Origin of the sequence: Streptomyces sp. NPDC001728 (assembly GCF_040297565.1) — a bacterium.
GTDB lineage: Bacteria > Actinomycetota > Actinomycetes > Streptomycetales > Streptomycetaceae > Streptomyces.
The window spans coordinates 1-21,044 of sequence record NZ_JBEOZK010000013.1 but is presented as its reverse complement, the minus strand read 5'-3'; the positions used below and the strand labels follow the sequence as shown (position 1 = coordinate 21,044).

General features: G+C 71.3%; 22 protein-coding genes. 18 read left to right on the top strand and 4 right to left on the bottom strand.

Annotated features, from left to right (window positions below; genetic code table 11):
• The first annotated feature begins 181 nt into the window (after positions 1 to 181).
• A complete protein-coding gene (locus ABT154_RS20225; protein WP_351858207.1) occupies positions 182 to 1,309 on the top strand; it encodes a ferrochelatase in 1,128 nt (375 codons plus the stop codon).
• A gap of 9 nt (positions 1,310 to 1,318) precedes the next feature.
• A complete protein-coding gene (locus ABT154_RS20220) occupies positions 1,319 to 2,164 on the top strand; it encodes an inositol monophosphatase family protein (protein ID WP_351858206.1) in 846 nt (281 codons plus the stop codon).
• A gap of 97 nt (positions 2,165 to 2,261) precedes the next feature.
• Here ABT154_RS20220 and ABT154_RS20215 read toward each other — a convergent pair whose 3' ends face one another.
• Positions 2,262 to 2,435: a hypothetical protein gene (locus ABT154_RS20215; protein ID WP_317872773.1), complete on the bottom strand. Its 174-nt coding sequence runs from the start codon at positions 2,433 to 2,435 to the stop codon at positions 2,262 to 2,264.
• A 375-nt stretch (positions 2,436 to 2,810) separates the two neighbouring features.
• On the opposite strand from ABT154_RS20215, the gene ABT154_RS20210 reads away from it, so the two are divergent.
• The 4 genes from ABT154_RS20210 to ABT154_RS20195 all read left to right on the top strand — a co-directional run bounded on the left by ABT154_RS20210 (position 2,811) and on the right by ABT154_RS20195 (position 6,473).
• Positions 2,811 to 3,464, top strand: a complete 654-nt coding sequence (locus ABT154_RS20210; protein WP_030146958.1) for a response regulator transcription factor — start codon at positions 2,811 to 2,813, stop codon at positions 3,462 to 3,464.
• 4 nt (positions 3,465 to 3,468) lie between these two features.
• Positions 3,469 to 4,707, top strand: coding sequence for a sensor histidine kinase (locus tag ABT154_RS20205; RefSeq protein ID WP_351858205.1), 1,239 nt, complete (start codon positions 3,469 to 3,471; stop codon positions 4,705 to 4,707).
• Positions 4,708 to 5,102: 395 nt separating this feature from the next.
• Positions 5,103 to 5,399: a DUF4193 domain-containing protein gene (locus ABT154_RS20200; protein ID WP_003955561.1), complete on the top strand. Its 297-nt coding sequence runs from the start codon at positions 5,103 to 5,105 to the stop codon at positions 5,397 to 5,399.
• Positions 5,400 to 5,411: 12 nt separating this feature from the next.
• On the top strand, positions 5,412 to 6,473 hold the full coding sequence (locus ABT154_RS20195) for a hypothetical protein (protein WP_351858204.1): 1,062 nt from the start codon (positions 5,412 to 5,414) through the stop codon (positions 6,471 to 6,473).
• Between the two features lie 54 nt (positions 6,474 to 6,527).
• Here ABT154_RS20195 and ABT154_RS20190 read toward each other — a convergent pair whose 3' ends face one another.
• On the bottom strand, positions 6,528 to 7,031 hold the full coding sequence (locus ABT154_RS20190) for a DUF3093 domain-containing protein (protein ID WP_351858203.1): 504 nt from the start codon (positions 7,029 to 7,031) through the stop codon (positions 6,528 to 6,530).
• A gap of 58 nt (positions 7,032 to 7,089) precedes the next feature.
• Here ABT154_RS20190 and ABT154_RS20185 point away from each other — a divergent pair, with 58 nt between their 5' ends.
• From ABT154_RS20185 to ABT154_RS20150, 8 genes are all read left to right on the top strand, one after another.
• Positions 7,090 to 7,674, top strand: a complete 585-nt coding sequence (locus tag ABT154_RS20185; protein WP_351858202.1) for a PaaI family thioesterase — start codon at positions 7,090 to 7,092, stop codon at positions 7,672 to 7,674.
• Positions 7,674 to 8,186, top strand: a complete 513-nt coding sequence (gene dut, locus ABT154_RS20180; RefSeq protein WP_351858201.1) for a dUTP diphosphatase — start codon at positions 7,674 to 7,676, stop codon at positions 8,184 to 8,186. Before ABT154_RS20185 ends, dut begins: the two co-directional genes overlap by 1 nt.
• A 1-nt stretch (position 8,187) precedes the next feature.
• A complete protein-coding gene (locus ABT154_RS20175) occupies positions 8,188 to 8,949 on the top strand; it encodes a DUF3710 domain-containing protein (RefSeq protein ID WP_351858200.1) in 762 nt (253 codons plus the stop codon).
• A gap of 246 nt (positions 8,950 to 9,195) precedes the next feature.
• On the top strand, positions 9,196 to 9,864 hold the full coding sequence (locus ABT154_RS20170; RefSeq protein ID WP_502969551.1) for an ABC transporter ATP-binding protein: 669 nt from the start codon (positions 9,196 to 9,198) through the stop codon (positions 9,862 to 9,864).
• A 106-nt stretch (positions 9,865 to 9,970) separates the two neighbouring features.
• Positions 9,971 to 12,517 (top strand): DUF4118 domain-containing protein, encoded by a 2,547-nt coding sequence (locus ABT154_RS20165; protein ID WP_351858198.1) that lies wholly within the window; start codon positions 9,971 to 9,973, stop codon positions 12,515 to 12,517.
• A 279-nt stretch (positions 12,518 to 12,796) separates the two neighbouring features.
• The gene (locus ABT154_RS20160) at positions 12,797 to 13,483 is read left to right on the top strand and encodes a response regulator (protein ID WP_056557590.1); all 687 of its coding nucleotides are present in this window, start codon (positions 12,797 to 12,799) and stop codon (positions 13,481 to 13,483) included.
• A 56-nt stretch (positions 13,484 to 13,539) separates the two neighbouring features.
• Positions 13,540 to 13,938, top strand: a complete 399-nt coding sequence (locus ABT154_RS20155) for an OB-fold nucleic acid binding domain-containing protein (RefSeq protein ID WP_351858197.1) — start codon at positions 13,540 to 13,542, stop codon at positions 13,936 to 13,938.
• Between the two features lie 3 nt (positions 13,939 to 13,941).
• Entirely contained in the window at positions 13,942 to 14,691 is a 750-nt protein-coding gene (locus ABT154_RS20150) for a DUF3159 domain-containing protein (RefSeq protein WP_351858196.1), read from the top strand.
• Between the two features lie 73 nt (positions 14,692 to 14,764).
• Here ABT154_RS20150 and ABT154_RS20145 read toward each other — a convergent pair whose 3' ends face one another.
• Positions 14,765 to 15,442 (bottom strand): potassium channel family protein, encoded by a 678-nt coding sequence (locus tag ABT154_RS20145; RefSeq protein WP_317872764.1) that lies wholly within the window; start codon positions 15,440 to 15,442, stop codon positions 14,765 to 14,767.
• Positions 15,442 to 16,110 (bottom strand): potassium channel family protein, encoded by a 669-nt coding sequence (locus ABT154_RS20140; protein ID WP_030321520.1) that lies wholly within the window; start codon positions 16,108 to 16,110, stop codon positions 15,442 to 15,444. The genes ABT154_RS20145 and ABT154_RS20140 overlap by 1 nt, the downstream gene beginning before the upstream one ends.
• Before the next feature lie 234 nt (positions 16,111 to 16,344).
• On the opposite strand from ABT154_RS20140, the gene ABT154_RS20135 reads away from it, so the two are divergent.
• The 4 genes from ABT154_RS20135 to ABT154_RS20120 form a co-directional block, all read left to right on the top strand.
• Positions 16,345 to 18,396, top strand: coding sequence for an APC family permease (locus ABT154_RS20135; RefSeq protein WP_351858195.1), 2,052 nt, complete (start codon positions 16,345 to 16,347; stop codon positions 18,394 to 18,396).
• Between the two features lie 59 nt (positions 18,397 to 18,455).
• Positions 18,456 to 19,784 carry a class I SAM-dependent RNA methyltransferase gene (locus tag ABT154_RS20130; RefSeq protein ID WP_351858194.1) on the top strand — a complete coding sequence of 443 codons (1,329 nt, stop codon included), beginning with the start codon at positions 18,456 to 18,458 and terminating at the stop codon, positions 19,782 to 19,784.
• Positions 19,785 to 20,180: 396 nt separating this feature from the next.
• On the top strand, positions 20,181 to 20,474 hold the full coding sequence (locus ABT154_RS20125) for a hypothetical protein (protein WP_351858193.1): 294 nt from the start codon (positions 20,181 to 20,183) through the stop codon (positions 20,472 to 20,474).
• A 176-nt stretch (positions 20,475 to 20,650) separates the two neighbouring features.
• The coding region (locus ABT154_RS20120) for a helix-turn-helix domain-containing protein (protein WP_502969546.1) at positions 20,651 to 21,044 on the top strand (394 nt) is incomplete at its 3' end.

Sequence of the window (21,044 nt, the reverse complement as noted above, 5' to 3'; positions counted from 1 at the left end):
TCTCCGGATCTCCGCGTGGGGGCGCGGCTTCCGTGCGGGCGCCCGGAGCGGGCGCCCGCACGTGTAATTAAGAGCTAAAGCCTACGGGGTTGAACTGGATGGGTCATCCCCATTTTTCGGACGCGCGCGGACGGACGGGCCGCGCCGTTCGCCGTCAGCGGCGGGTGGGAGGATCGGTGTCATGTCCGATCAGCACGATCCCGCCCCGTACGACGCCCTGCTGCTGCTCTCTTTCGGCGGCCCCGAGGGCCCGGACGACGTGGTCCCGTTCCTGGAGAACGTGACCCGCGGCCGCGGCATCCCGAAGGAACGGCTCAAGGAAGTGGGGCAGCACTACTTCCTCTTCGGCGGCGTCTCCCCGATCAACGACCAGAACCGCGCGCTCCTCGACGCGCTCCGCACGGACTTCGCGGAGTCCGGCCTCGGTCTGCCGGTCTACTGGGGGAACCGGAACTGGGCCCCGTACCTCACCGACACCCTCCGCGAGATGATCACCGACGGCCGACGCCACATCGCCGTCCTCGCCACCAGCGCGTACGCCTCCTACTCCGGCTGCCGCCAGTACCGCGAGAACCTCGCCGACGCGCTCGCCACCCTGGAGGCGGAGGGCCTCCCGCTGCCCCGGGTCGACAAGCTCCGGCACTACTTCAACCACCCAGGCTTCGTCGAGCCCATGATCGAGGGCGTCCTCGCCGCCCTCGACGAGCTCGACCCGTCCGTCCGCGACGGGGCCCACCTCGCCTTCACCACCCACTCCATCCCCGACTCCGCAGCCGACACCTCAGGACCCGTCACCGAGCACGGCGAGGGCGGGGCCTACGTCCGCCAGCACCTCGACGTGGCACGGGTGATCGCCCGGGCGGTCACCGAGGCCACCGGGACCGACCACCCCTGGAAGCTCGTCTACCAGTCCCGCAGCGGCGCCCCCCACATCCCGTGGCTGGAGCCCGACATCTGCGAGCACCTGGAGGAACTGCACGGCGCCGGCGTCCCCGCGGCCGTCATGGTCCCGATCGGCTTCGTCTCCGACCACATGGAGGTCCTCTACGACCTCGACACCGAGGCCACGGCCAAGGCCGCCGAACTGGGGCTGCCCGTGCGCCGCTCCGCGACCGTCGGCGCCGACCCGCGCTTCGCCGCCGCCGTCCGCGAACTCGTCCTGGAGCGGGCCTCGGCCGAGCGCGGGACCCGGGCCGAGCGGTGCGCGCTCGGCGCCCTCGGTCCCTCCCACGACCTGTGCCCGATCGGCTGCTGCCCGGCCAGGGCGGAGCGCCCCGCCGCGGCCGGCGCCGACAGCCCGTACGCCTGAGGAGGCCCTGTGACCGACCCGCTCCCGACGGACCCGCGTCCCACTGACCCGAGTTCCGCCGATCCGCTGCTCGCCGAACTGCTCGGCCTCGCCCTGGAGGCCGCGCGCCGCGCCGGAGCACTGCTGCGCGACGGCAGGCCCGAGGACCTCGCCGTGGCCAGGACCAAGTCGAGCGCCGTCGACGTGGTCACCGAGATGGACATCGCCGCCGAGAAGCTGATCACCGGCTTCCTCGCCGAGCACCGCCCGGCGGACGGCTTCCTCGGCGAGGAGGGCGCTTCGAGCCCCGGCACCAGCGGTGTCCGCTGGGTCATCGACCCGCTCGACGGCACCGTGAACTACCTGTACGGCCTGCCCACCTGGGCCGTCTCGATCGCCGCCGAACGCGACGGCGAGACCGTCGTCGGCGTCGTGGCGGCCCCGATGCGCGGCGAGACGTACCGGGCGGTCCTCGGCGGCGGCGCGTACGCGGGGGACCGGCGCCTGGCCGTCCGCCCCTCGCCCGTCCTCGACGAGGCCCTCCTCGGCACGGGCTTCGGATACCTCCAGGCCCGGCGCGTCCACCAGGCGGACATCGTCCAGCGGATCATCCCGCGCGTCCGCGACATCCGCCGGGGCGGCTCGGCGGCCATCGACCTCTGCGATGTCGCGGCGGGGCGGCTCGACGCCTACTACGAGCGCGGCCTCAACCCCTGGGACCTCGCCGCAGGCGCCCTGATCGCCCGCGAGGCCGGCGCCCTGACCGGAGGCCGCCCGGGGCAGCGGGAGTCCGGAGAACTGACCCTGGCGGCCTCGCCGGGCCTCTTCGCACCCCTCCAGGGCCTCCTGGAGGACCTGGGCGCCTGGCACGACTAGCGGCGCGGTGACGGACGCGCGAGGGCCCCGGAGCCGGGAGACGGCGCCGGGGCCCTCGCACGCGTGCGGGATCGGGTTCGGGAAACGGGGTTCGGGGTCAGAGACCCGGCGCGGCTACCTCCACGCCGTGCTCGGCGGCCAGCCGGTGCAGGTCCTCCAGCTCGGCCTGCTCGACCTCCGCCAAGTAGTCGTCGCCCGTCTCACGAGCCCGCGTGAGGTCCGTCTGCGTGGTCCTGATGCGGTGCAGCAGTCCTGCGGTGAAAGCGTCCATCGTGCGCCCCCTCGTCATGGGTCCGGTGGCACGGTGGTGTGCCGAAGGGTGGGTGGATCACACGCTGCGGTCTCTGGGGGACAGAGAGCGGTAGGTGGCGTGCCACATACAGGGCGTGATCACGGGGTGTGCAGTCGTCCTCCCCAACCCCTTCCTCAGAGAAACCTCAACTGGCCCGGAAATCCGGTGAATTCTTCGGGACCGGCCACGCGCCCCCGTGCGTGCCCCCGCCGTCCACCGCCCGCCCCGGGGGCCCCGCACCGCCGCCTTACAGCCGGTTTACGCGCGTACGGGGCAGGATGGACACGCACAGTCAGTGCTCAGGTTTCAGCCGGTCCCCCTCGGGACGGCAGCTCAATGGGAAGGATGTACGACGTGCGCGTACTCGTCGTCGAGGACGAGCAGCTGCTCGCCGATGCGGTGGCCACCGGACTGCGCCGGGAGGCCATGGCCGTCGACGTCGTGTACGACGGCGCCGCGGCCCTGGAGCGGGTCGGGGTGAACGACTACGACGTGGTCGTCCTCGACCGCGACCTCCCCCTCGTCCACGGTGACGACGTCTGCCGCAAGATCGTGGAGCTGGGCATGCCCACCCGCGTCCTGATGCTCACCGCGTCCGGCGACGTCAGCGACCGGGTCGAGGGCCTGGAGCTCGGCGCGGACGACTACCTCCCCAAGCCCTTCGCCTTCACCGAGCTCACCGCGCGCGTGCGGGCCCTCGGCCGCCGTACGAGCGTGCCGCTGCCCCCCGTCCTGGAGCGCGCCGGCATCAAGCTCGACCCGAACCGCCGCGAGGTCTTCCGCGAGGGCAAGGAGGTCCAGCTCGCGCCGAAGGAGTTCGCCGTGCTTGAGGTCCTCATGCGCAGCGAGGGCGCCGTCGTCTCCGCCGAGCAGCTCCTGGAGAAGGCCTGGGACGAGAACACCGACCCGTTCACCAACGTCGTACGGGTCACCGTCATGACCCTGCGCCGCAAGCTGGGCGAGCCGCCGGTCATCGTCACGGTCCCCGGCTCCGGGTACCGGATCTGACCCGATGGCCACCACCCCCGCGCCTCATCCCCAGGCGCCCCCGAAACCGACCTGGGACCCCAGGGACCCGGTCCGCCCGCTGCTGCGCCCGACCATCCGGATACGGCTCACGCTGCTGTACGGCGGGATGTTCCTGATCGCGGGCATCCTGCTGCTCTCGATCATCTACCTGTTCACCGCGCAGGCCCTCACGGACAGCGTCTCCGAGCTGCCCTTCAAGGTCGTCCAGGGCAAGGTCCAGCCGACCACCTCCTGGTGCGAGCTGCCCGTCCAGGGCACCGGGGAGCAGCTCAACGACGCCGTGTCCGTCTGCCTCCGGCACCAGAGCGACCGCGCCCTGGACGACCTCCTGCGCCGCTCCCTCTTCGCCCTGCTCGGCATGAGCATCATCGCCTTCGCCTTCGGCTACGCCATGGCGGGACGGGTGCTCTCCCCGCTGGGCCGGATCACCCGGACCGCCCGCCAGGTGGCCGGCTCCGACCTGTCCCGGCGGATCGAGCTGGACGGCCCCGACGACGAGCTGAAGGAGCTCGCCGACACCTTCGACGAGATGCTGGAGCGCCTGGAGAGGGCCTTCACCGCCCAGCAGCGGTTCGTCGCGAACGCCTCGCACGAGCTGCGGACCCCGCTCGCGATCAACCGCACCCTCCTGGAGGTCCACCTCTCGGACCCGGCGGCGCCGGTGGAGCTCCAGCAGCTGGGCAAGACCCTGCTCGCCACCAACGAGCGCAGCGAGCAGCTCGTCGAGGGCCTGCTGCTGCTCGCCCGGAGCGACAACCAGATCGTCGAGCGCAAGCCCGTCGACCTCGCCGAGGTCGCCTCGCGGGGCGTGGACCAGGTCCATGCCGAGGCGGAGGCGAAGGGGGTCGAGATCCGGGGCGAGCGCGAGCCCGCGGTCGTCCAGGGCAACGGCGTCCTGCTGGAGCGGATCGCGCTGAACCTGCTCCAGAACGCCGTCCGGTACAACGTGCCGGAGGGAGGCTGGGTGGAGGTCACCACCGGGACCGAGCACGGCCAGGCGGTCCTGGTCGTCTCGAACACGGGTCCAGTGATCCCGGCGTACGAGATCGACAACCTCTTCGAGCCCTTCCGGCGGCTCCGGCAGGAGCGGACCGGCAGTGACAAGGGCGTGGGTCTCGGCCTGTCGATCGTCAGATCCGTGGCCCGCGCCCATGGCGGCCGTATCATCGCGGAGCCCCGCGAGGGGGGCGGTCTCGTGATGCGCGTCACTCTGCCGATCTGACAGACTGCATGAGCCGACCGGTTCCGTTCGCTTTGCGCGGAATTCCGGGGCCCCGATCCTGAGACGCTCATGTGTGATCGATCACAGGAGAGGGTGTCCGGATCTCCACTCTCCGTGACCGAGAAATCCCTCGGAAAACCAGGAAAAGTCCGGGTTTCCCGGGCCTGGATTGACGGGAAGTACACGGGGTGGCGCCTGTGAGCGGCGCCCGCAGGACCGTGTACGGTCCGGTTCGCCACCCGAAGCCGGTCACTCGCGAGAGGACGGGACGGGTGTCGATTGAGTAACAGACCTTGATGTGAGGCAAAATCTCCGCCTCAGGTCGGGCACAAGTCCGACCTCTCACGCGTTACGTGCGCTGAGACACCCGCAACCACCCAGAGGGGGAGAGCGACATGGCAACGGATTACGACACCCCACGCAAGACCGACGACGACGTCGACTCGGACAGCCTTGAAGAACTGAAGGCCCGCCGGAACGACAAGTCGACCTCGACCGTCGACGTCGACGAGTTCGAGGCCGCCGAAGGCCTGGAGCTTCCCGGCGCCGACCTCTCGAACGAGGAGCTGGCCGTCCGGGTCCTGCCCAAGCAGGCCGACGAGTTCACCTGCATGAGCTGCTTCCTCGTGCACCACCGCAGCCAGCTGGCCAGGGAGAAGAACGGCCAGCCGATCTGCCGCGACTGCGACTGAGGTCGCACGGCCGTGGCAGGCGACACACCGTCCCGGAAGCGGCGTCCACGGCTCCCCGGGAGCCGGAAGACGTACAAGGGCGGCTCAGGCCCGGTAGAGGGTGCCCAGGAGGCCCCCGAAGCCGAGCACACCGCCGCCCCGCACTCCCTCGGCGTACGTGACGACGAGCGAGGCCTCCCGGCCTCGCTCGAGGCACCCGTCGGACCGGACCCGGTCCGGCTGCCGGCGGAGCGCGGAGCGGGGCGGAGCGACGTGCCGGACGAGGCGCGGCGCGACGAGGCGCGGCAGGGCGGACGCTTCGGCGCCGTCGGTCGCCTCGCCAATCCCGCGCGGGCCCAGCTCGACAGGATCAAGATCGACTCCGACCGGATCGACGCCGTCCGGCGCGGCGTCGCGCAGGGCGTCCGGCAGGGCGCGAAGCGCGGCGGCGACAGCGCCAAGGCCGGCCTCGGGCATCTCGCCGACCGGCTGATCGATCTCGCCCCGCGGATTCCGGTCCGCGATCTGGCGACCCTTCGCAAGCAGTTTCCCGGGCTCGGCCCGGAGGAACTCGCCGACAAACTCGTCACCGGCGCGGCGAACGCGAGTTCGACCGTGGGCGCGAGTGTCGGCGCCGCCGCCATGCTCCCCGTACCCCCGGCCATGCCGGCGGAGCTCGCGGCCGAGATCACCGGCGTCGCCGCCGTGGAACTCAAACTCATCGCCGAACTGCACGAGGTCTACGGACTGAGGCCGCCCGGCCGGCTCCACCAGCGTTCCGCGGCCTATCTGACCTCCTGGGCCGAGGAGCGGGGCATCGACCCCACCCGGCCCACCACCGTCAACGCGGCGCTGGGCGGACAGCTCAAGCGCGAACTGCGCCAGCAGATCACGAAGCGCACGGTGCGCAACCTGCCGAACCTCATGCCGTTCATGGTGGGCGCGGCCGTCGGCGCGGTCATGAACCGCCGCGACACCAAGAAGCTCGCCGGGCACATCCGCAAGGACCTGCGCCGCCGCCAGGTCCCCTGGGACGCACTCCGGGAGCTGCCCCCCCTGGAGCAGCCGGAGAACCCCAAGGAAATCGACTTCTAGGCGCTCGCGAGGCGTGCGTCCGGGGCCGGTGGGCCCCGGACGGATCCGCTCGCCTCAGCCGCCGGAACCCGCGCGTACGGCGTCCAGCGCCGCCACCAGGGCCTCCGGCTCACGGCTGGACAGGTACACGTACGGAGTCGGGTCCGTCGGGTCCGTCACCTCGACCCGCACCGCCCGCGGCACATAGCTGCGCATCACCATGAACGCGCGCGGGTCGGCCTTGTGGGTGCGCCAGGCGCGCGCCTCCTCCGGGTCCAGCACCTCGGCCGTCCCCAGCGCCGAGACCGGGATCCGCGCGTCGCCCGCCACGAGCGAACCGGCCACCACGCGCACGCGTGCGGAGCCGTACGAGGAGACCGCCGCCCCCGCGAGCACCGCCGCCACGATCAGACCGCCCAGCATCGGGACCGTGCCCAGCGGGAACATGATCAGACCGCCGGACAGACCGAGCAGGCCGGCGATGAACCACCACGAGCGGGGCGCCGTCAGCCGCTCGTCGAACCGCGGCGCGGCGGACGGCACGGGGGAGGGGGCCGGGGACGGTGCGGAAGGCTGCATGCGTCCAAGCTTGGCACGGCGCGACCAGCGCCCATCCGCGCGGGTAAGGTCTGCGCCTGTGACTGCACAATCAGCCCCCCTCACCCCGCCGGCCGACGCCATACCGCCGGTACGCCACCCCGACGCGCCGGCCCCCGGCGAGCTGCTCGGAGCGCACTACGAGTACTGCTTCGGGTGCGGCGGCGGGCAATCGCACGGCCTCCACCTGGAAGCGCGCGCGGGCGAGGGCGTGACCGTCACCGCCGAGTTCACGGTGACCCCCGACCACCAGGGTGCCCCCGGCCTCGCGCACGGCGGCGTGCTCGCCACCGCGCTCGACGAGACCCTGGGCTCCCTGAACTGGCTGCTGCGGGTCATCGCCGTGACCGGCCGCCTGGAGACCGACTTCGTGCGGCCCGTCCCGGTGGGCACCCTCCTCCACCTGGCGGCCGAGGTCACCGCCGTGGACGGCCGCAAGATCTTCTCGACCGCCGTCGGCCGGATCGGCGGGCCCGAGGGGCCCGTCGCCGTCCGCGCGGACGCCCTCTTCATCGAGGTCAAGGTCGACCACTTCATCGACAACGGCCGCCCGGAGGAGATCCAGGCCGCCATGTCCGACCCCGACCAGGTCCGGCGCGCCCGCGCCTTCGAGGTGAACCCCTGATGCGCAACCCTGTCGACGTACTGATCCGGCGGGTGGACCCGGAGGTGCCGATCCCGGCCTACGGGCACCCCGGTGACGCCGGGGCGGACCTGGTGACCACCGAGGCCGTCGAGCTGGCCCCCGGAGAGCGCGCCGTGCTGCCCACCGGGGTCTCCATCGCGCTGCCCGACGGGTACGCGGCCTTCGTGCACCCCAGGTCGGGACTCGCGGCCCGCTGCGGAGTGGCGCTCGTGAATGCCCCGGGGACGGTGGATGCCGGGTACCGTGGAGAGATCAAGGTGATCGTGGTCAATCTCGACCCGCGCGAGACCGTGCGGTTCGAAAGATTCGACCGGATTGCCCAACTTGTCGTCCAACAGGTCGAGAAGGTGCGCTTCCACGAGGTGGCGGAGCTTCCCGGCTCGGCGCGGGCCGAGGGGGGCTTCGGGTCCACCGGCGGTCATGCCGCCGTGGACGGCACAACGGGTGGGAATCGATACGCTTCGGTCGTATCCGACCGGGAAGGACAGTGACGTGTTCGGACGTCGCAAGAAGAGCGGTGCCGCCGAGGACGCGGCGAGCGAGGCCGAGCAGGTCGTCGACGCGGTGGACGGCGAGGACGCGGACGCGGCTCCGCGCCGGGTGAACCTTCCGCCGGCGCCCCGGCCCGACGGACCCTGGGACATCACCGAGGTCGCCAAGCCCGACGAGGGCCGTGTGGACCTCGGCGGGGTCTTCGTGCCCGGTGTCGAGGGCATGGAACTCCGGGTGGAGGTGGCGGGCGACGCGATCGTCGCGGCCACCGTCGTCCTGCGGGACAGCGCCGTGCAGCTGCAGGCCTTCGCGGCCCCCAAGAACGAGGGCATCTGGGGCGAGGTCCGCGACGAGATCGCCACCGGCATCGTCCAGCAGGGCGGTGTCATCGACGAGGTCGAGGGCCCGCTCGGCTGGGAGCTGCGGGCCCAGGTCCCCGTCCAGCTGCCGGACGGCAACCGCGGCGTCCAGCTGGTCCGCTTCGTGGGCGTCGACGGACCCCGCTGGTTCCTGCGCGGAGTGATCTCCGGGCAGGGTGCGGTCCAGCCCGAGGCGGCCGGTCTGCTGGAGCAGATCGTCCGGGACACCGTGGTCGTCCGCGGCGAGGGCCCGATGGCCCCGCGCGACCCGATCGTCCTCAAGCTGCCCGACGACGCGCAGATGGTGCCGGACGGTGTGCAGCAGGAGGAGCAGGAGAACTCCCGCTTCTCCGGCGGTATGGGCCAGCTCCAGCGCGGTCCGGAGATCTCCGAGATCCGCTGAGCGCACGCTTCGGCCGGTGGGCCGTTTCCCGTACGTGTCGTACGGGAAGCGGCCCACCGCCGTTCTTCCACAGGTCGGAAAGCGGCCCACCGGCCCTTTTCCACAGGTTCCGCCCTCCGGCTCTGGCCCTCGGGCCCGGCCGCGGACCATACTGGCGGGCACATGTTCGAGGAGGGGGAACACAGCGTGAGTGAGAGCAGCACGAGGTCCGCGACGGCCGTCATCGAGGACCCGGCGGGACCGCCGATGGTCCGCGTGGAGAACCTGCGCCGTTCGTACGGCACGGGCGAAGCCGCCGTCCACGCCCTGCGGGGGGTCTCCTTCGACATCCCGCGCGGTGAGCTCGTCGCCCTCAAGGGCCGCTCGGGTTCCGGCAAGACGACGCTGCTGAACCTCGTCGGCGGCCTCGACAGCGCCGACGGCGGTTCGATCGTGATCGACGGCATCGACCTCTCCACGCTCGGCGAGAGCGGACTCCTGGAGCTGCGCCGCGACCGGATCGGCTTCATCTTCCAGTCCTTCGGACTGCTTCCCATCCTCTCCGCCGCGGAGAACGTGGGCGTGCCCATGCGCCTGCGGAAGGCGGACCCGAAGGAGCGCGAGGAGCGGGTGGCCCTGCTGCTCGGTCTGGTCGGACTCGCCGACCACGCGGCCCAGCGGCCCGGCGAGCTCTCCGGCGGCCAGCAGCAGCGGGTGGCCATCGCCCGCGCCCTCGCCAACAAGCCGGCGCTGCTGATAGCCGACGAGCCGACGGGGCAGCTGGACCAGGAGACCGGCCTCGCCGTCATGCAGCTGCTGCGCGCGGTGGTGCGCAGCGAGGGCTGCACGGCCCTGGTCGCCACCCACGACCCCCAGCTGCTGGGCCTGGCCGACCGCGTCCTGGAACTCAGCGACGGCGAGATCATCGAGCACTGAACCGCACGCGGAGGGGCCGCGGGGCGACATCAGGATCACGTCAATACCGCCCCGGGCCCGCTCCCCGCGTACGGAATGTCCGATTGGCTGGACGTATGGTCGTCCCATGGGACGCGGCAAGCTTCGGATCTACCTCGGCGCTGCGCCGGGCGTCGGCAAGACCTACGCGATGCTCTCCGAGGGGCACCGGCGGGTGGAGCGCGGCACCGACTGCGTGGTCGCCTTCGTCGAGCACCACGGGCGCCCGCGCACCGAGGTGATGCTGCACGGCCTGGAGCAGGTGTCGCGCCGCACCCTGGAGTACCGGGGCGCCGTCTTCACCGAGATGGACATCGACGCCGTCCTGGCCCGCCGCCCCGCCGTCGCCCTCGTCGACGAGCTCGCCCACACCAACGTGCCGGGTTCCCGCAACCCCAAGCGCTGGCAGGACGTCGCCGAACTGCTCGCGGCCGGCATCGACGTCGTATCGACGGTCAACATCCAGCACCTGGAGTCCCTCGGCGACGTGGTCGAGGCGATCACGGGCGTACGGCAGCGGGAGACCGTCCCCGACGAGGTGGTCCGCCGGGCCGACCAGATCGAGCTGGTCGACATGTCCCCGGAGGCCCTGCGGCGCCGGATGGCCCACGGGAACATCTACCAGCCGGACCGGATCGACGCCTCCCTGTCGAACTACTTCCGCCCCGGCAACCTCACGGCCCTGCGCGAGCTGGCCCTGCTCTGGACCGCCGACCGGGTCGACGAGTACCTCCAGCAGTACCGGGGCGAGCACAACATCCGCTCCACCTGGCAGGCCAGGGAGCGCATCGTCGTCGGTCTGACCGGCGGTCCCGAGGGCCGCACCCTCATACGGCGCGCCACCCGGCTCGCCGAGAAGGGCGCGGGAGGCGAGGTCCTCGCCGTCTACATCGCCCGCAGCGACGGGCTCACCGCGGCCTCCCCGAAGGAGCTGGCCGTCCAGCGGACCCTGGTCGAGGACCTCGGCGGAACGTTCCACCACGTCATCGGCGACGACATCCCGTCCGCCCTGCTGGAATTCGCCCGGGGGGTCAACGCCACGCAGATCGTCCTCGGCTCCAGCCGCCGCCGCACCTGGCAGTACATCCTCGGCCCCGGCGTCGGCCAGACCGTGGCCCGGGACTCGGGCCCCGACCTCGACGTCCACATCGTCACGCACGGCGAGGTCGCCAAGGGGCGCGGCCTGCCCGGCGCCCGCGGCGCCCGGCTCGGCCGCTCGCGCATCCTGGCGGGCTGGCTAGTCGGTGTGGCGGGACCGGTCGCCCTGTCCCTGCTCCTCACCAATGTCGACGCCGACCTCGGCCTCGCCAACGACATGCTGCTCTTCCTGGCCCTGACGGTCGCCGCGGCGCTGCTCGGCGGCTTCCTGCCGGCGCTCGGCTCGGCCGCCGTCGGTTCCTTTCTCCTCAACTGGTTCTTCACCCCGCCCGTCCACCGGATCACCATCGCCGACCCCGCGAACATCGTCGCCATCGCCGTGTTCTTCGGCGTCGCGATGTCCGTCGCCTCGGTGGTGGACCTGGCCGCCCGGCGCACCCAGCAGGCGGCCCGGCTGCGGGCCGAGTCCGAGGTGCTCTCCTACCTCGCGGGCAGCGTGCTGCGCGGCGAGACCAGCCTCGACGCCCTCCTCGAGCGGGTCAGGGAGACCTTCTCCATGGAGTCCGTCGCCCTGCTGGAAAGGGTGGACGAGGTCGAGCCGTGGACGCCGGCCGGGAGCGTCGGCCCGCACCCGGCGGCCCGGCCCGAGGAGGCGGAGGTGGACATGCCCGTCGGCGACCATCTGGCGCTCGCCCTCTCCGGCCGGGTGCTGCCCGCCGAGGACCGGCGGGTGCTGGGCGCCTTCGCCGCCCAGGCGGCGGTCGTCCTCGACCGGCAGCGGCTCGTCGGCGAGGCGGAGGAGGCCCGCAAGCTGGCCGAGGGGAACAAGATCCGCACCTCGCTGCTCGCCGCCGTCAGCCACGACCTGCGGACCCCGCTGGCGAGCATCAAGGCCTCCGTCTCCTCCCTGCGCTCCGACGACGTCGAGTGGTCCGAACAGGACCGCGCCGAATTCCTGGAGGGCATCGAGGCGGGCGCCGACCGCCTCGACCACCTCGTGGGCAACCTCCTCGACATGTCCCGCCTCCAGACCGGCACCGTCACCCCCCTGATCCGTACGGTGGACCTCGACGAGGTCGTCCCCATGGCCCTCGGGGGAGTGCCGGACGGCAGCGCCGAGCTGGACGTCCCCGAGACGCTGCCGATGGTCGAGGTCGACAAGGGCCTCCTGGAACGGGCCGTCGCCAACATCGTGGAGAACGCCGTCAAGTACAGCCCCGAGGGTGTGCCCGTCGCCGTCGCCGCCAGTACTCTGGGCAACCGCGTCGAGCTCCGGGTGGTGGACCGCGGGCCCGGGGTGCCCGATGAGGCCAAGGACGGCATCTTCGAGCCCTTCCAGCGCTTCGGCGACGCCCCCAGGGGGTCCGGGGTCGGCCTGGGACTCGCCGTCGCCCGTGGCTTCGTGGAGGCCATGGGCGGGACGCTCGGCGCCGAGGACACCCCGGGCGGCGGTCTGACGATGGTGCTCACGCTCCGGGCCGCGCCGGGCGGCCCCCCGGCCCCGGCCGCCGACCTCCCGGCCCATGCGGTGACCTGACCGCGGGGCGCCGGCATACGGCGCGAGCCACTGCCCGGCCGCGCGAACCGAGCCCGCCGCCCCGTGGACCTACCACCAGCGCCCGCCGCCCCCTCGTACGACCGGGCCCACCGCCCCCGTACGACCGGGCCCACCGCCCCGTACGACCGGGCCCACCGCCCCCGCTACGACCGAGCCCACCGCCCCCGCTACGACCGGGCCCCCGCCCGGCCCCCGCCCCCTCCCGTACTCTCTTGCTCCCCGCCCGAACGGGCGACCGAAGAAGGAAGGCCCCCCTCCATGACCCGGGTTCTCGTGGTCGACGACGAGCCGCAGATCGTCCGCGCCCTGGTGATCAACCTCAAGGCGCGGAAGTACGAGGTCGACGCCGCGCCCGACGGTGCCACCGCCCTCCGGCTCGCCGCCGAGCGCCACCCCGACGTCGTCGTGCTCGACCTCGGACTGCCCGACATGGACGGCGTCGAGGTCATCAGGGGCCTGCGCGGCTGGACCCGCGTGCCGATCCTGGTGCTCTCCGCCCGGCAGACCTCCGACGAGAAGGTCGAGGCCCTCGACGCCGGAGCCGACGACTACGTCACCAAGCCCTTCGGCATGGACGAACTGCTCGCCCGGCTGCGCGCGGCGGTCCGCCGTGCCGAACCGGTCGGCGGCGCCGAGGACGGGGTGGTGGTCGTCGAGACGGCGGGCTTCACCGTCGACCTCGCGGCGAAGAAGGTCCACCGCGACGGCCGGGACGTCCGGCTCACCCCCACCGAGTGGCACCTCCTCGAAGTCCTGGTCCGCAACAGCGGGCGCCTGGTCAGTCAGAAGCAGCTGCTCCAGGAGGTCTGGGGACCCTCGTACGGCACGGAGACCAACTACCTCCGGGTGTACATGGCGCAGCTGCGGCGCAAGCTGGAGACCGACCCCTCGCACCCCCGCCACTTCGTCACCGAACCGGGCATGGGTTACCGCTTCGAACGCTGAACGGACGGACGCCCTGGGCCGCCCTCGGTGACGGTGGCGGCCGGTACGCTTTCTGTATGAGTGCTGCACCGCGTACAGAGAAGCCGGCCGGTAGGTTCCGCCGGATGCTCGACCGGCTCTCCTCCTCGCCTGAGGACCTGGAGTCGGAGGAGCTCCAGGAGGACGCCGAGGCGTCGGGGTGCACCCGTATCCGCGACTGCTCCGACCGCCAGATAGTCAAGGTGACTGGTACCTTGCGCACGGTCACGCTGCGTCCTCGGGCCGGTGTACCCGCGCTGGAGGCCGAACTGTTCGACGGCACGGCACCGCTCGACGTCGTGTGGCTCGGACGTCGCTCCATCGTGGGCATCGAGCCGGGCCGCAAGCTGATCGCCTCCGGCCGGATCTCCATGAGCCACGGCCGGCGGGTCCTCTTCAACCCCAAATACGAGCTCCGACCGCTCGGACAGGAGTAGCCGGTGACGTCCCTCGACAAGCCGACCACCGCCCCGCCGACCCCGGACCAGGACGCCCAGGCCGACAGGGCGGTGACCGAGGCGGCGCTCTTCGAGGCCTTCGGCGGCCTGCGCGGCATGATCGAGACCGTCCTGCCCGGCCTGCTGTTCGTCACGATCTTCACGATCAACAAGAACCTGCACGTCTCGGCGATCGCCGCGCTCGCGGTCTCACTGGTGCTGGTCGCCGTCCGGCTGATCCGCCGGGACACCGTCAAGCACGCGTTCAGCGGGGTCTTCGGCGTCGCCTTCGGCGTGGTCTTCGCGATGATGACGGGCAACGCCAAGGACTTCTACCTGCCGGGCATGCTGTACACCCTGGGCCTCGCCCTCGCGTACATCATCACGACGCTCGCCGGGGTCCCGCTGATCGGCCTGATCCTCGGCCCGGTCTTCAAGGAGAACCTCTCCTGGCGGACCCGCAACCCCGGCCGCAAGAAGGCGTACGCGAAGGCCAGCTGGGCCTGGGGCCTGATCCTGCTCGGCAAGTGCGCGGTCCTCTTCCCGCTGTACTGGTGGGCCGACCCGACCAAGTTCGGCTGGGTGTCGGTCGCCCTCAAGATCCCGCCGTTCCTGCTCGCCGTCTACCTCACCTGGGTCTTCCTCGCGAAGGCTCCGCCGCCGATCGACGTCTTCGCCGAGATGGAGGCCGAGGAGCTCGCCGAGAAGGAGCGCAAGGAGGCCGCCGCCGCGCAGACGCCCCCGGAGGCCTGAGTCGCGCCACGCGAAAGGGCCCGGACCTGACGAACAGGTCCGGGCCCTTCCACGTACATCTGCTTCCTGAGCCTCAGGACTCCGTCGGCTCGCGGCGGACCTGGAGCAGGTCCTCCAGCTGCTCCTCGCGGGCCTGCGCGGCCACGAACAGCAGCTCGTCGCCGGCCTCCAAGGTCTCCTCGGTGCTCGGCGTCAGCACCCGCGAACCGCGGATGATCGTCACCAGCGAGGTGTCCTGCGGCCAGTCCACGTCCCCGACCGAGGTGCCGGCGAGCGCCGACTCCGGCGGCAGCGTCAGCTCGACCAGGTTCGCGTCGCCGTGGCTGAAGCGGAGCAGCCGGACGAGGTCGCCGACGCTCACCGCCTCCTCCACGAGCGCCGACATGAGACGCGGCGTCGAGACGGCCACGTCCACGCCCCAGGCCTCGTTGAACAGCCACTCGTTCTTCGGGTTGTTCACCCGGGCGACGACCCGCGGCACGCCGTACTCGGTCTTGGCGAGCAGCGAGACGACCAGGTTGACCTTGTCGTCACCGGTCGCCGCGATCACCACGTTGCAGCGCTGGAGCGCCGCCTCGTCGAGCGAGGTGATCTCACAGGCGTCGGCCAGCAGCCACTCCGCCTGCGGCACCCGCTCCACCGAGATGGCGGTCGGCGCCTTGTCGATGAGCAGGACCTCGTGCCCGTTCTCCAGCAGCTCGCCCGCGATGGAACGGCCCACCGCGCCCGCGCCCGCAATAGCGACACGCATCAGTGACCACCCTCCTCGGGACCCTCGGCGAAGGCCTCCTCGACCTTCGCGATCTCGTCCGTACGCATCATCACGTGCACCAGATCGCCTTCCTGGAGCACCGTCTGCGAGGTCGGCAGGATCGCTTCGCCCAGCCGGGTGAGGAAGGCGACGCGGACGCCGGTCTCCTCCTGGAGCCGGCTCACCTTGTGGCCGATCCACGCGGGGGAGGTGTGCACCTCGGCGAGCTGCACGCCACCGCTCGGGTCACGCCACAGCGGCTCGGCGCCGGAGGGCAGCAGTCGGCGCAGCATCTGGTCGGCGGTCCAGCGGACCGTCGCGACCGTCGGGATGCCGAGGCGCTGGTACACCTCGGCGCGCCGCGGGTCGTAGATCCGCGCCGCCACGTTCTCGATGCCGAACATCTCGCGCGCGACCCGCGCCGCGATGATGTTCGAGTTGTCGCCGCTGCTCACCGCGGCGAAGGCACCGGCATCCTCGATGCCGGCCTCGCGCAGCGTGTCCTGGTCGAAGCCCACGCCGGTGACGCGACGACCGCCGAAACCCGACCCCAGACGGCGGAAAGCCGTCGGGTCCTGGTCGACGACCGCGACGGTGTGCCCCTGCTGCTCCAGGGTCTGCGCGAGAGCGGCTCCCACTCGCCCGCAGCCCATGATGACGATGTGCACGTCCCCTTACCCCGCACTCCTGATCGCCCTGCTGACCTGCGAAAACACCCTGCTCACAACTTTCCTCACCCGATGCGCCCGGGTCGCGGCGGGCAACGCCCTGCCGGGTCACCCGGTCCGAGCTTATGCGGCAACGCTGGCCGGGACAGCATCCGAGGTGGTACTCAGGGAGATTCCGTGCCGATCTGGGGTGCTGGTACACGTGGCTCTTTTCGAACGCTTACGATCCTCTCCGTGTCCAAACTGACCGACGTGCCCAAACGGATCCTGATCGGGCGGGCCCTGCGCAGCGACAAGCTCGGAGAGACCCTTCTCTCCAAGCGCATCGCCCTCCCCGTCTTCGCCTCCGACCCGCTGTCCTCGGTGGCGTACGCACCCGGCGAGGTGCTGCTCGTCCTCTCCGTCGCCGGTCTTTCGGCCTACCACTTCAGCCCGTGGATCGCCCTCGCGGTCGTCGTCCTGATGTTCACGGTGGTCGCGTCCTACCGGCAGAACGTCCACGCGTACCCGAGCGGTGGTGGCGACTACGAGGTCGCCACCACCAACCTCGGGCCGAAGGCCGGACTCACCGTCGCGAGCGCCCTGCTCGTCGACTACGTCCTGACCGTCGCGGTGTCGATCTCCTCGGGCATCGAGAACCTCGGCTCGGCGATCCCCTTCGTCGTCGAGCACAAGGTGGCCTGCGCGGTCGGTGTGATCGTGCTGCTCACCGTGATGAACCTGCGCGGAGTGAAGGAGTCGGGCTCGCTCTTCGCGATCCCGACGTACGTCTTCGTCGTCGGCGTCTTCATCATGATCATCTGGGGCGCGTACCGGGGGATCGTCCTCGACGAGACCATGAAGGCGCCCACCGCGGACTTCGAGATCAAGGCCGAGCACGAGGGCCTGGCCGGCTTCGCGCTGGTCTTCCTGCTGCTGCGCGCCTTCTCCTCCGGCTGCGCCGCCCTCACCGGCGTCGAGGCCATCTCCAACGGCGTCCCCGCCTTCCGCAAGCCGAAGTCGAAGAACGCCGCCACCACGCTCGCCCTCATGGGCGGCCTGGCCGTCACCATGTTCTGCGGCATCATCTTCCTGGCCATGGCCACCGACGTCCGGATGGCCGAGAAGCCCGCCGAGGACCTGCTGCACAACGGCGTCCCGCTCGGCGAGAGCTACGTCCAGGACCCGGTCATCTCCCAGGTGGCGGCCGCCGTCTTCGGCGACGGAACGTTCTTCTTCGTCATCCTCGCCGCCGCCACCGCGCTCGTCCTCTTCCTGGCCGCCAACACCGCGTACAACGGCTTCCCGCTCCTCGGCTCGATCCTCGCCCAGGACCGCTACCTGCCGCGCCAGCTGCACACCCGCGGCGACCGCCTCACCTTCTCCAACGGCATCGTGCTCCTGGCCGGCGCCGCCGCCCTCCTCGTCTGGATCTACGGAGCCGACTCGACCCGGCTGATCCAGCTGTACATCGTCGGCGTCTTCGTCTCCTTCACGCTCAGCCAGATCGGCATGGTCCGGCACTGGAACCGGCACCTGAGGGCCGAGCGGGACCCGGCCAAGCGCCGCCACATGATCCGCTCCCGCGCGATCAACGCCTTCGGCGCCTTCTTCACCGGCCTGGTCCTCGTCGTCGTCCTCGCCACCAAGTTCACCCACGGCGCCTGGGTCGCCCTGCTCGGCATGGTGATCTTCTACGGCACGATGACCGCGATCCGCCGGCACTACGACTCGGTGGCCGCCGAGATCGCCGCCGCCGAGGAACGCCCCGACGAGTACGTACGCCCCTCCCGGGTCCGCTCCATCGTCCTCGTCTCCAAGCTCCACAAGCCCACCCTCCGCGCCCTGGCCTACGCCAAGCTCATGCACGCGAACGAGCTGGAGGCGCTCACCGTCAACGTCGACCCGGTCGAGACGAAGGCGCTCAAGGAGGAGTGGGAGCGGCGCGGCATCAACGTGCCCCTCAAGATCCTCGACTCGCCGTACCGCGAGATCACCCGCCCGGTGATCGAGTACGTGAAGAGCATCCGCCGCGAGAGCCCGCGCGATGCCGTCTCCGTCTACATCCCGGAGTACGTCGTCGGCCACTGGTACGAGCACCTGCTCCACAACCAGAGCGCCCTGCGGCTCAAGGGCCGCCTCCTCTTCACACCGGGCGTCATGGTGACCTCGGTGCCATACCAGCTCCAGTCCTCCGAGGTAGCCAAGAAGCGGGCCAGGAAGCGCCAGGAGTGGAACGCGCCGGGCTCGGTCCGCCGCGGCCCGGTCGAGAAGGGCCAGAAGGAACCGGCCGGAAAGAGCAACTAGACTGGTGGGCTGCCGTGCAAACGGCAGCCCACTCTCTTCTTCCTCTGGAGTCCCCGGTCATGCAGAACACCCCTGTTACGTCGCTGGTCGGGGCGGAGTACGAAGTCGAGGTCGGTCCGGTCGCCCACGGTGGCCACTGCATCGCCCGTACGGAGGCGGGGCGGGTGCTCTTCGTCCGGCACGCGCTGCCCGGCGAGCGGGTCCGGGTGCGGGTCACCGAGGGTGAGGAGACCTCGCGCTTCCTGCGCGCCGACGCGATCGAGATCCTGGACGCCTCCAAGGACCGGGTCGAGGCCCCCTGCCCCTTCGCCGGCCCCGGCAAGTGCGGCGGCTGCGACTGGCAGCACGCCAAGCCCGGCGCCCAGCGCCGCCTCAAGGGCGAGGTCATCGCGGAACAGCTCCAGCGGCTGGCCGGACTCACTCCGGAGGAGGCCGGCTGGGACGGCACCGTCATGCCGGCCGAGGGCGACAAGCTCCCCCCGGGCGAGGTCCCGCAGTGGCGCACCCGCGTCCAGTACACGATCGACGCCGAGGGCCACGCGGGCCTGCGCAAGCACCGCTCGCACGAGGTCGAGGTCATCGACCACTGCATGATCGCCGCCGCGGGCGTCTCGGAGCTGGGCATCGAGAAGCGCACCTGGGAGGGCATGGCCTCGGTCGAGGCCATCGCCGCCTCCGGCTCGAACGACCGCCAGGTCATCCTGACCCCGCGCCCCGGCGCCCGCCTCCCGCTGGTGGAGCTGGACAAGCCGGTCTCGGTCATGCGCGTCGACGAGAAGGACGGCGGGGTCCACCGCGTCCACGGCCGCGCCTTCGTCCGCGAGCGCGCCGACGAGCGCACCTACCGCGTCGGCAGTGGCGGCTTCTGGCAGGTCCACCCGAAGGCCGCGCAGACCCTGATGCTCGCCGTGATGCAGGGCCTGACCCCCCGCAAGGGCGAGACGGCCCTCGACCTCTACTGCGGCGTCGGCCTCTTCGCGGGCGCCCTCGCCGACCGCGTCGGCGAGCAGGGCGCGGTCCTCGGCATCGAGTCGGGCAAGCGCGCGGTGGAGGACGCCCGCCACAACCTGGCCGACTTCCCGCGCGTCCGCATCGAACAGGGCAAGGTCGAATCGGTCCTCCCGCGCACGGGCATCACGGACGTCGACCTCATCGTCCTGGACCCCCCGCGCGCGGGCGCGGGCAAGCAGACGGTCACCCACCTGGCAGGCCTGGGCGCCCGCCGAATCGCCTACGTGGCCTGCGACCCGGCAGCCCTGGCCCGAGACATCGCGTACTTCGCGGAGGGCGGCTACAAGGTCCGGACGCTGAGGGCGTTCGACCTGTTCCCGATGACCCACCATGTCGAGTGCGTCGCGATCCTTGAGCCCGCCTCAAAGGGCTCCTGACCTGCCGTTTCTCCGAGTGTGCGTTATGGGTGTTACGTGCGTTAGGTGCGATATCTTGACGCATATTCGACGCACGTGACGCACGTTTGACGCACGGACAGGGCGTGTCCTGATGGGCCGTCATATGGGTTTGGCGACCACCAAGTGGAGCTCTCCGCTGTCTGCTCTTGGGCGTGCCGAGGTTGCCGGGGCGCTGGCTGCTGAGCTGTTGGCCGCCCCTGCCCCATCCCTTCTCGGTAGTGACGTTCCGTGACGCTAGATAAGGTGTCCGGTCCGTGTTGTGTCAGGAGCCATACGGGCTCCAGTGCCCGAGTAAAGGCCTGAGATCGTCGGCTCGTGGTTCGGGGATGTCGGGCAGTCGGGGCGGTGTGTTCAGAGGATCGAGGCGCCCCACGCGTGCTGCTGCCCAGTCGATCCACGTTTCGGCTTCGGTCCTGGTCTGGCCTGGGGCATGGCGTCGACGCGGGTACGTATGGCGCTGACGTACTCCGCAAGTCCGGTCACGAGACGCCATGCCGCTTCCTGCGCCTCGAAGTGCAGGAAGCGGTACGCCTCGGCGTACTGGACGGGCGCTTTTCCCATGGCAGCTTCCCAGCGGATGCGCTTCTGGCGGGCTGCTTCGATCTCGTCGAGCCGTCTGCGTTCGGCGGCGTCGCCGCGGAGGGTGATCTCCTGCGCGATCTCGGCTAGCTGGTCTTCGAGGGAGCGTGCGGGGGTGTCGGCCCATTCGCTCGCCCGATGCGGCTGGCCTCCGCTGAGGACGAAGCGGAGGCGTTCGGAGGGGGTGTAGTCGAAGCGGGGGATCCTGATCCATGAGTTCTTCTTATTGATCCGAAACGCTTTGAGTTCAGGCTCGTTGACAGTGTGTGAGTGATCTGGTGGGGGATGCGCGGGCCTGGTCGCCGGACGCGCAGGAGGCCGTGCGGTTGCTGGCGGTGTCCGCGCTGGTGGAGGGCCGGGACCGGGGAGAGGTCGCCGCCCTGTTCAAGGTGTCGGCCAGGGCCGTGGACAACTGGTGGGCGAAGTGGCAGGCCGGCGGCCGGGACGCACTGCTGTCGCGCCCGCGAGGCCGTCGTGTGGGCGAGCATCAGGTCCTGTCCGAGGCCGAGCAGGCCGCCGTCCGGCAGGCCGTCCTCGCTCACATCCCCTCTGACCTGGGCCTTTCGGGTCAGCTGTGGACACGGGGGCAGATAGGCGAGCTGATCTTCAAGCTGTACCGGGTCCGCTTCACCGAGCCCGGGGTGGGCAAGTATCTCAAGC

Excerpts from the sequence above, each read along its gene's own strand:
- ABT154_RS20170 (WP_502969551.1), top strand. The coding sequence starts at position 9,196 with ATGGTCCGCGTGGAGAACCTGCGCCGTTCGTACGGCACGGGCGAAGCC.
- ABT154_RS20165 (WP_351858198.1), top strand. The coding sequence starts at position 9,971 with ATGGGACGCGGCAAGCTTCGGATCTACCTCGGCGCTGCGCCGGGCGTC.
- ABT154_RS20200 (WP_003955561.1), top strand. The coding sequence starts at position 5,103 with ATGGCAACGGATTACGACACCCCACGCAAGACCGACGACGACGTCGAC.
- ABT154_RS20215 (WP_317872773.1), bottom strand. The coding sequence starts at position 2,435 with ATGGACGCTTTCACCGCAGGACTGCTGCACCGCATCAGGACCACGCAG.
- ABT154_RS20130 (WP_351858194.1), top strand. The coding sequence starts at position 18,456 with ATGCAGAACACCCCTGTTACGTCGCTGGTCGGGGCGGAGTACGAAGTC.
- dut (WP_351858201.1), top strand. The coding sequence starts at position 7,674 with ATGCGCAACCCTGTCGACGTACTGATCCGGCGGGTGGACCCGGAGGTG.
- ABT154_RS20155 (WP_351858197.1), top strand. The coding sequence starts at position 13,540 with ATGAGTGCTGCACCGCGTACAGAGAAGCCGGCCGGTAGGTTCCGCCGG.
- ABT154_RS20205 (WP_351858205.1), top strand. The coding sequence starts at position 3,469 with ATGGCCACCACCCCCGCGCCTCATCCCCAGGCGCCCCCGAAACCGACC.
- ABT154_RS20160 (WP_056557590.1), top strand. The coding sequence starts at position 12,797 with ATGACCCGGGTTCTCGTGGTCGACGACGAGCCGCAGATCGTCCGCGCC.
- ABT154_RS20145 (WP_317872764.1), bottom strand. The coding sequence starts at position 15,442 with ATGCGTGTCGCTATTGCGGGCGCGGGCGCGGTGGGCCGTTCCATCGCG.
- ABT154_RS20225 (WP_351858207.1), top strand. The coding sequence starts at position 182 with ATGTCCGATCAGCACGATCCCGCCCCGTACGACGCCCTGCTGCTGCTC.
- ABT154_RS20190 (WP_351858203.1), bottom strand. The coding sequence starts at position 7,031 with ATGCAGCCTTCCGCACCGTCCCCGGCCCCCTCCCCCGTGCCGTCCGCC.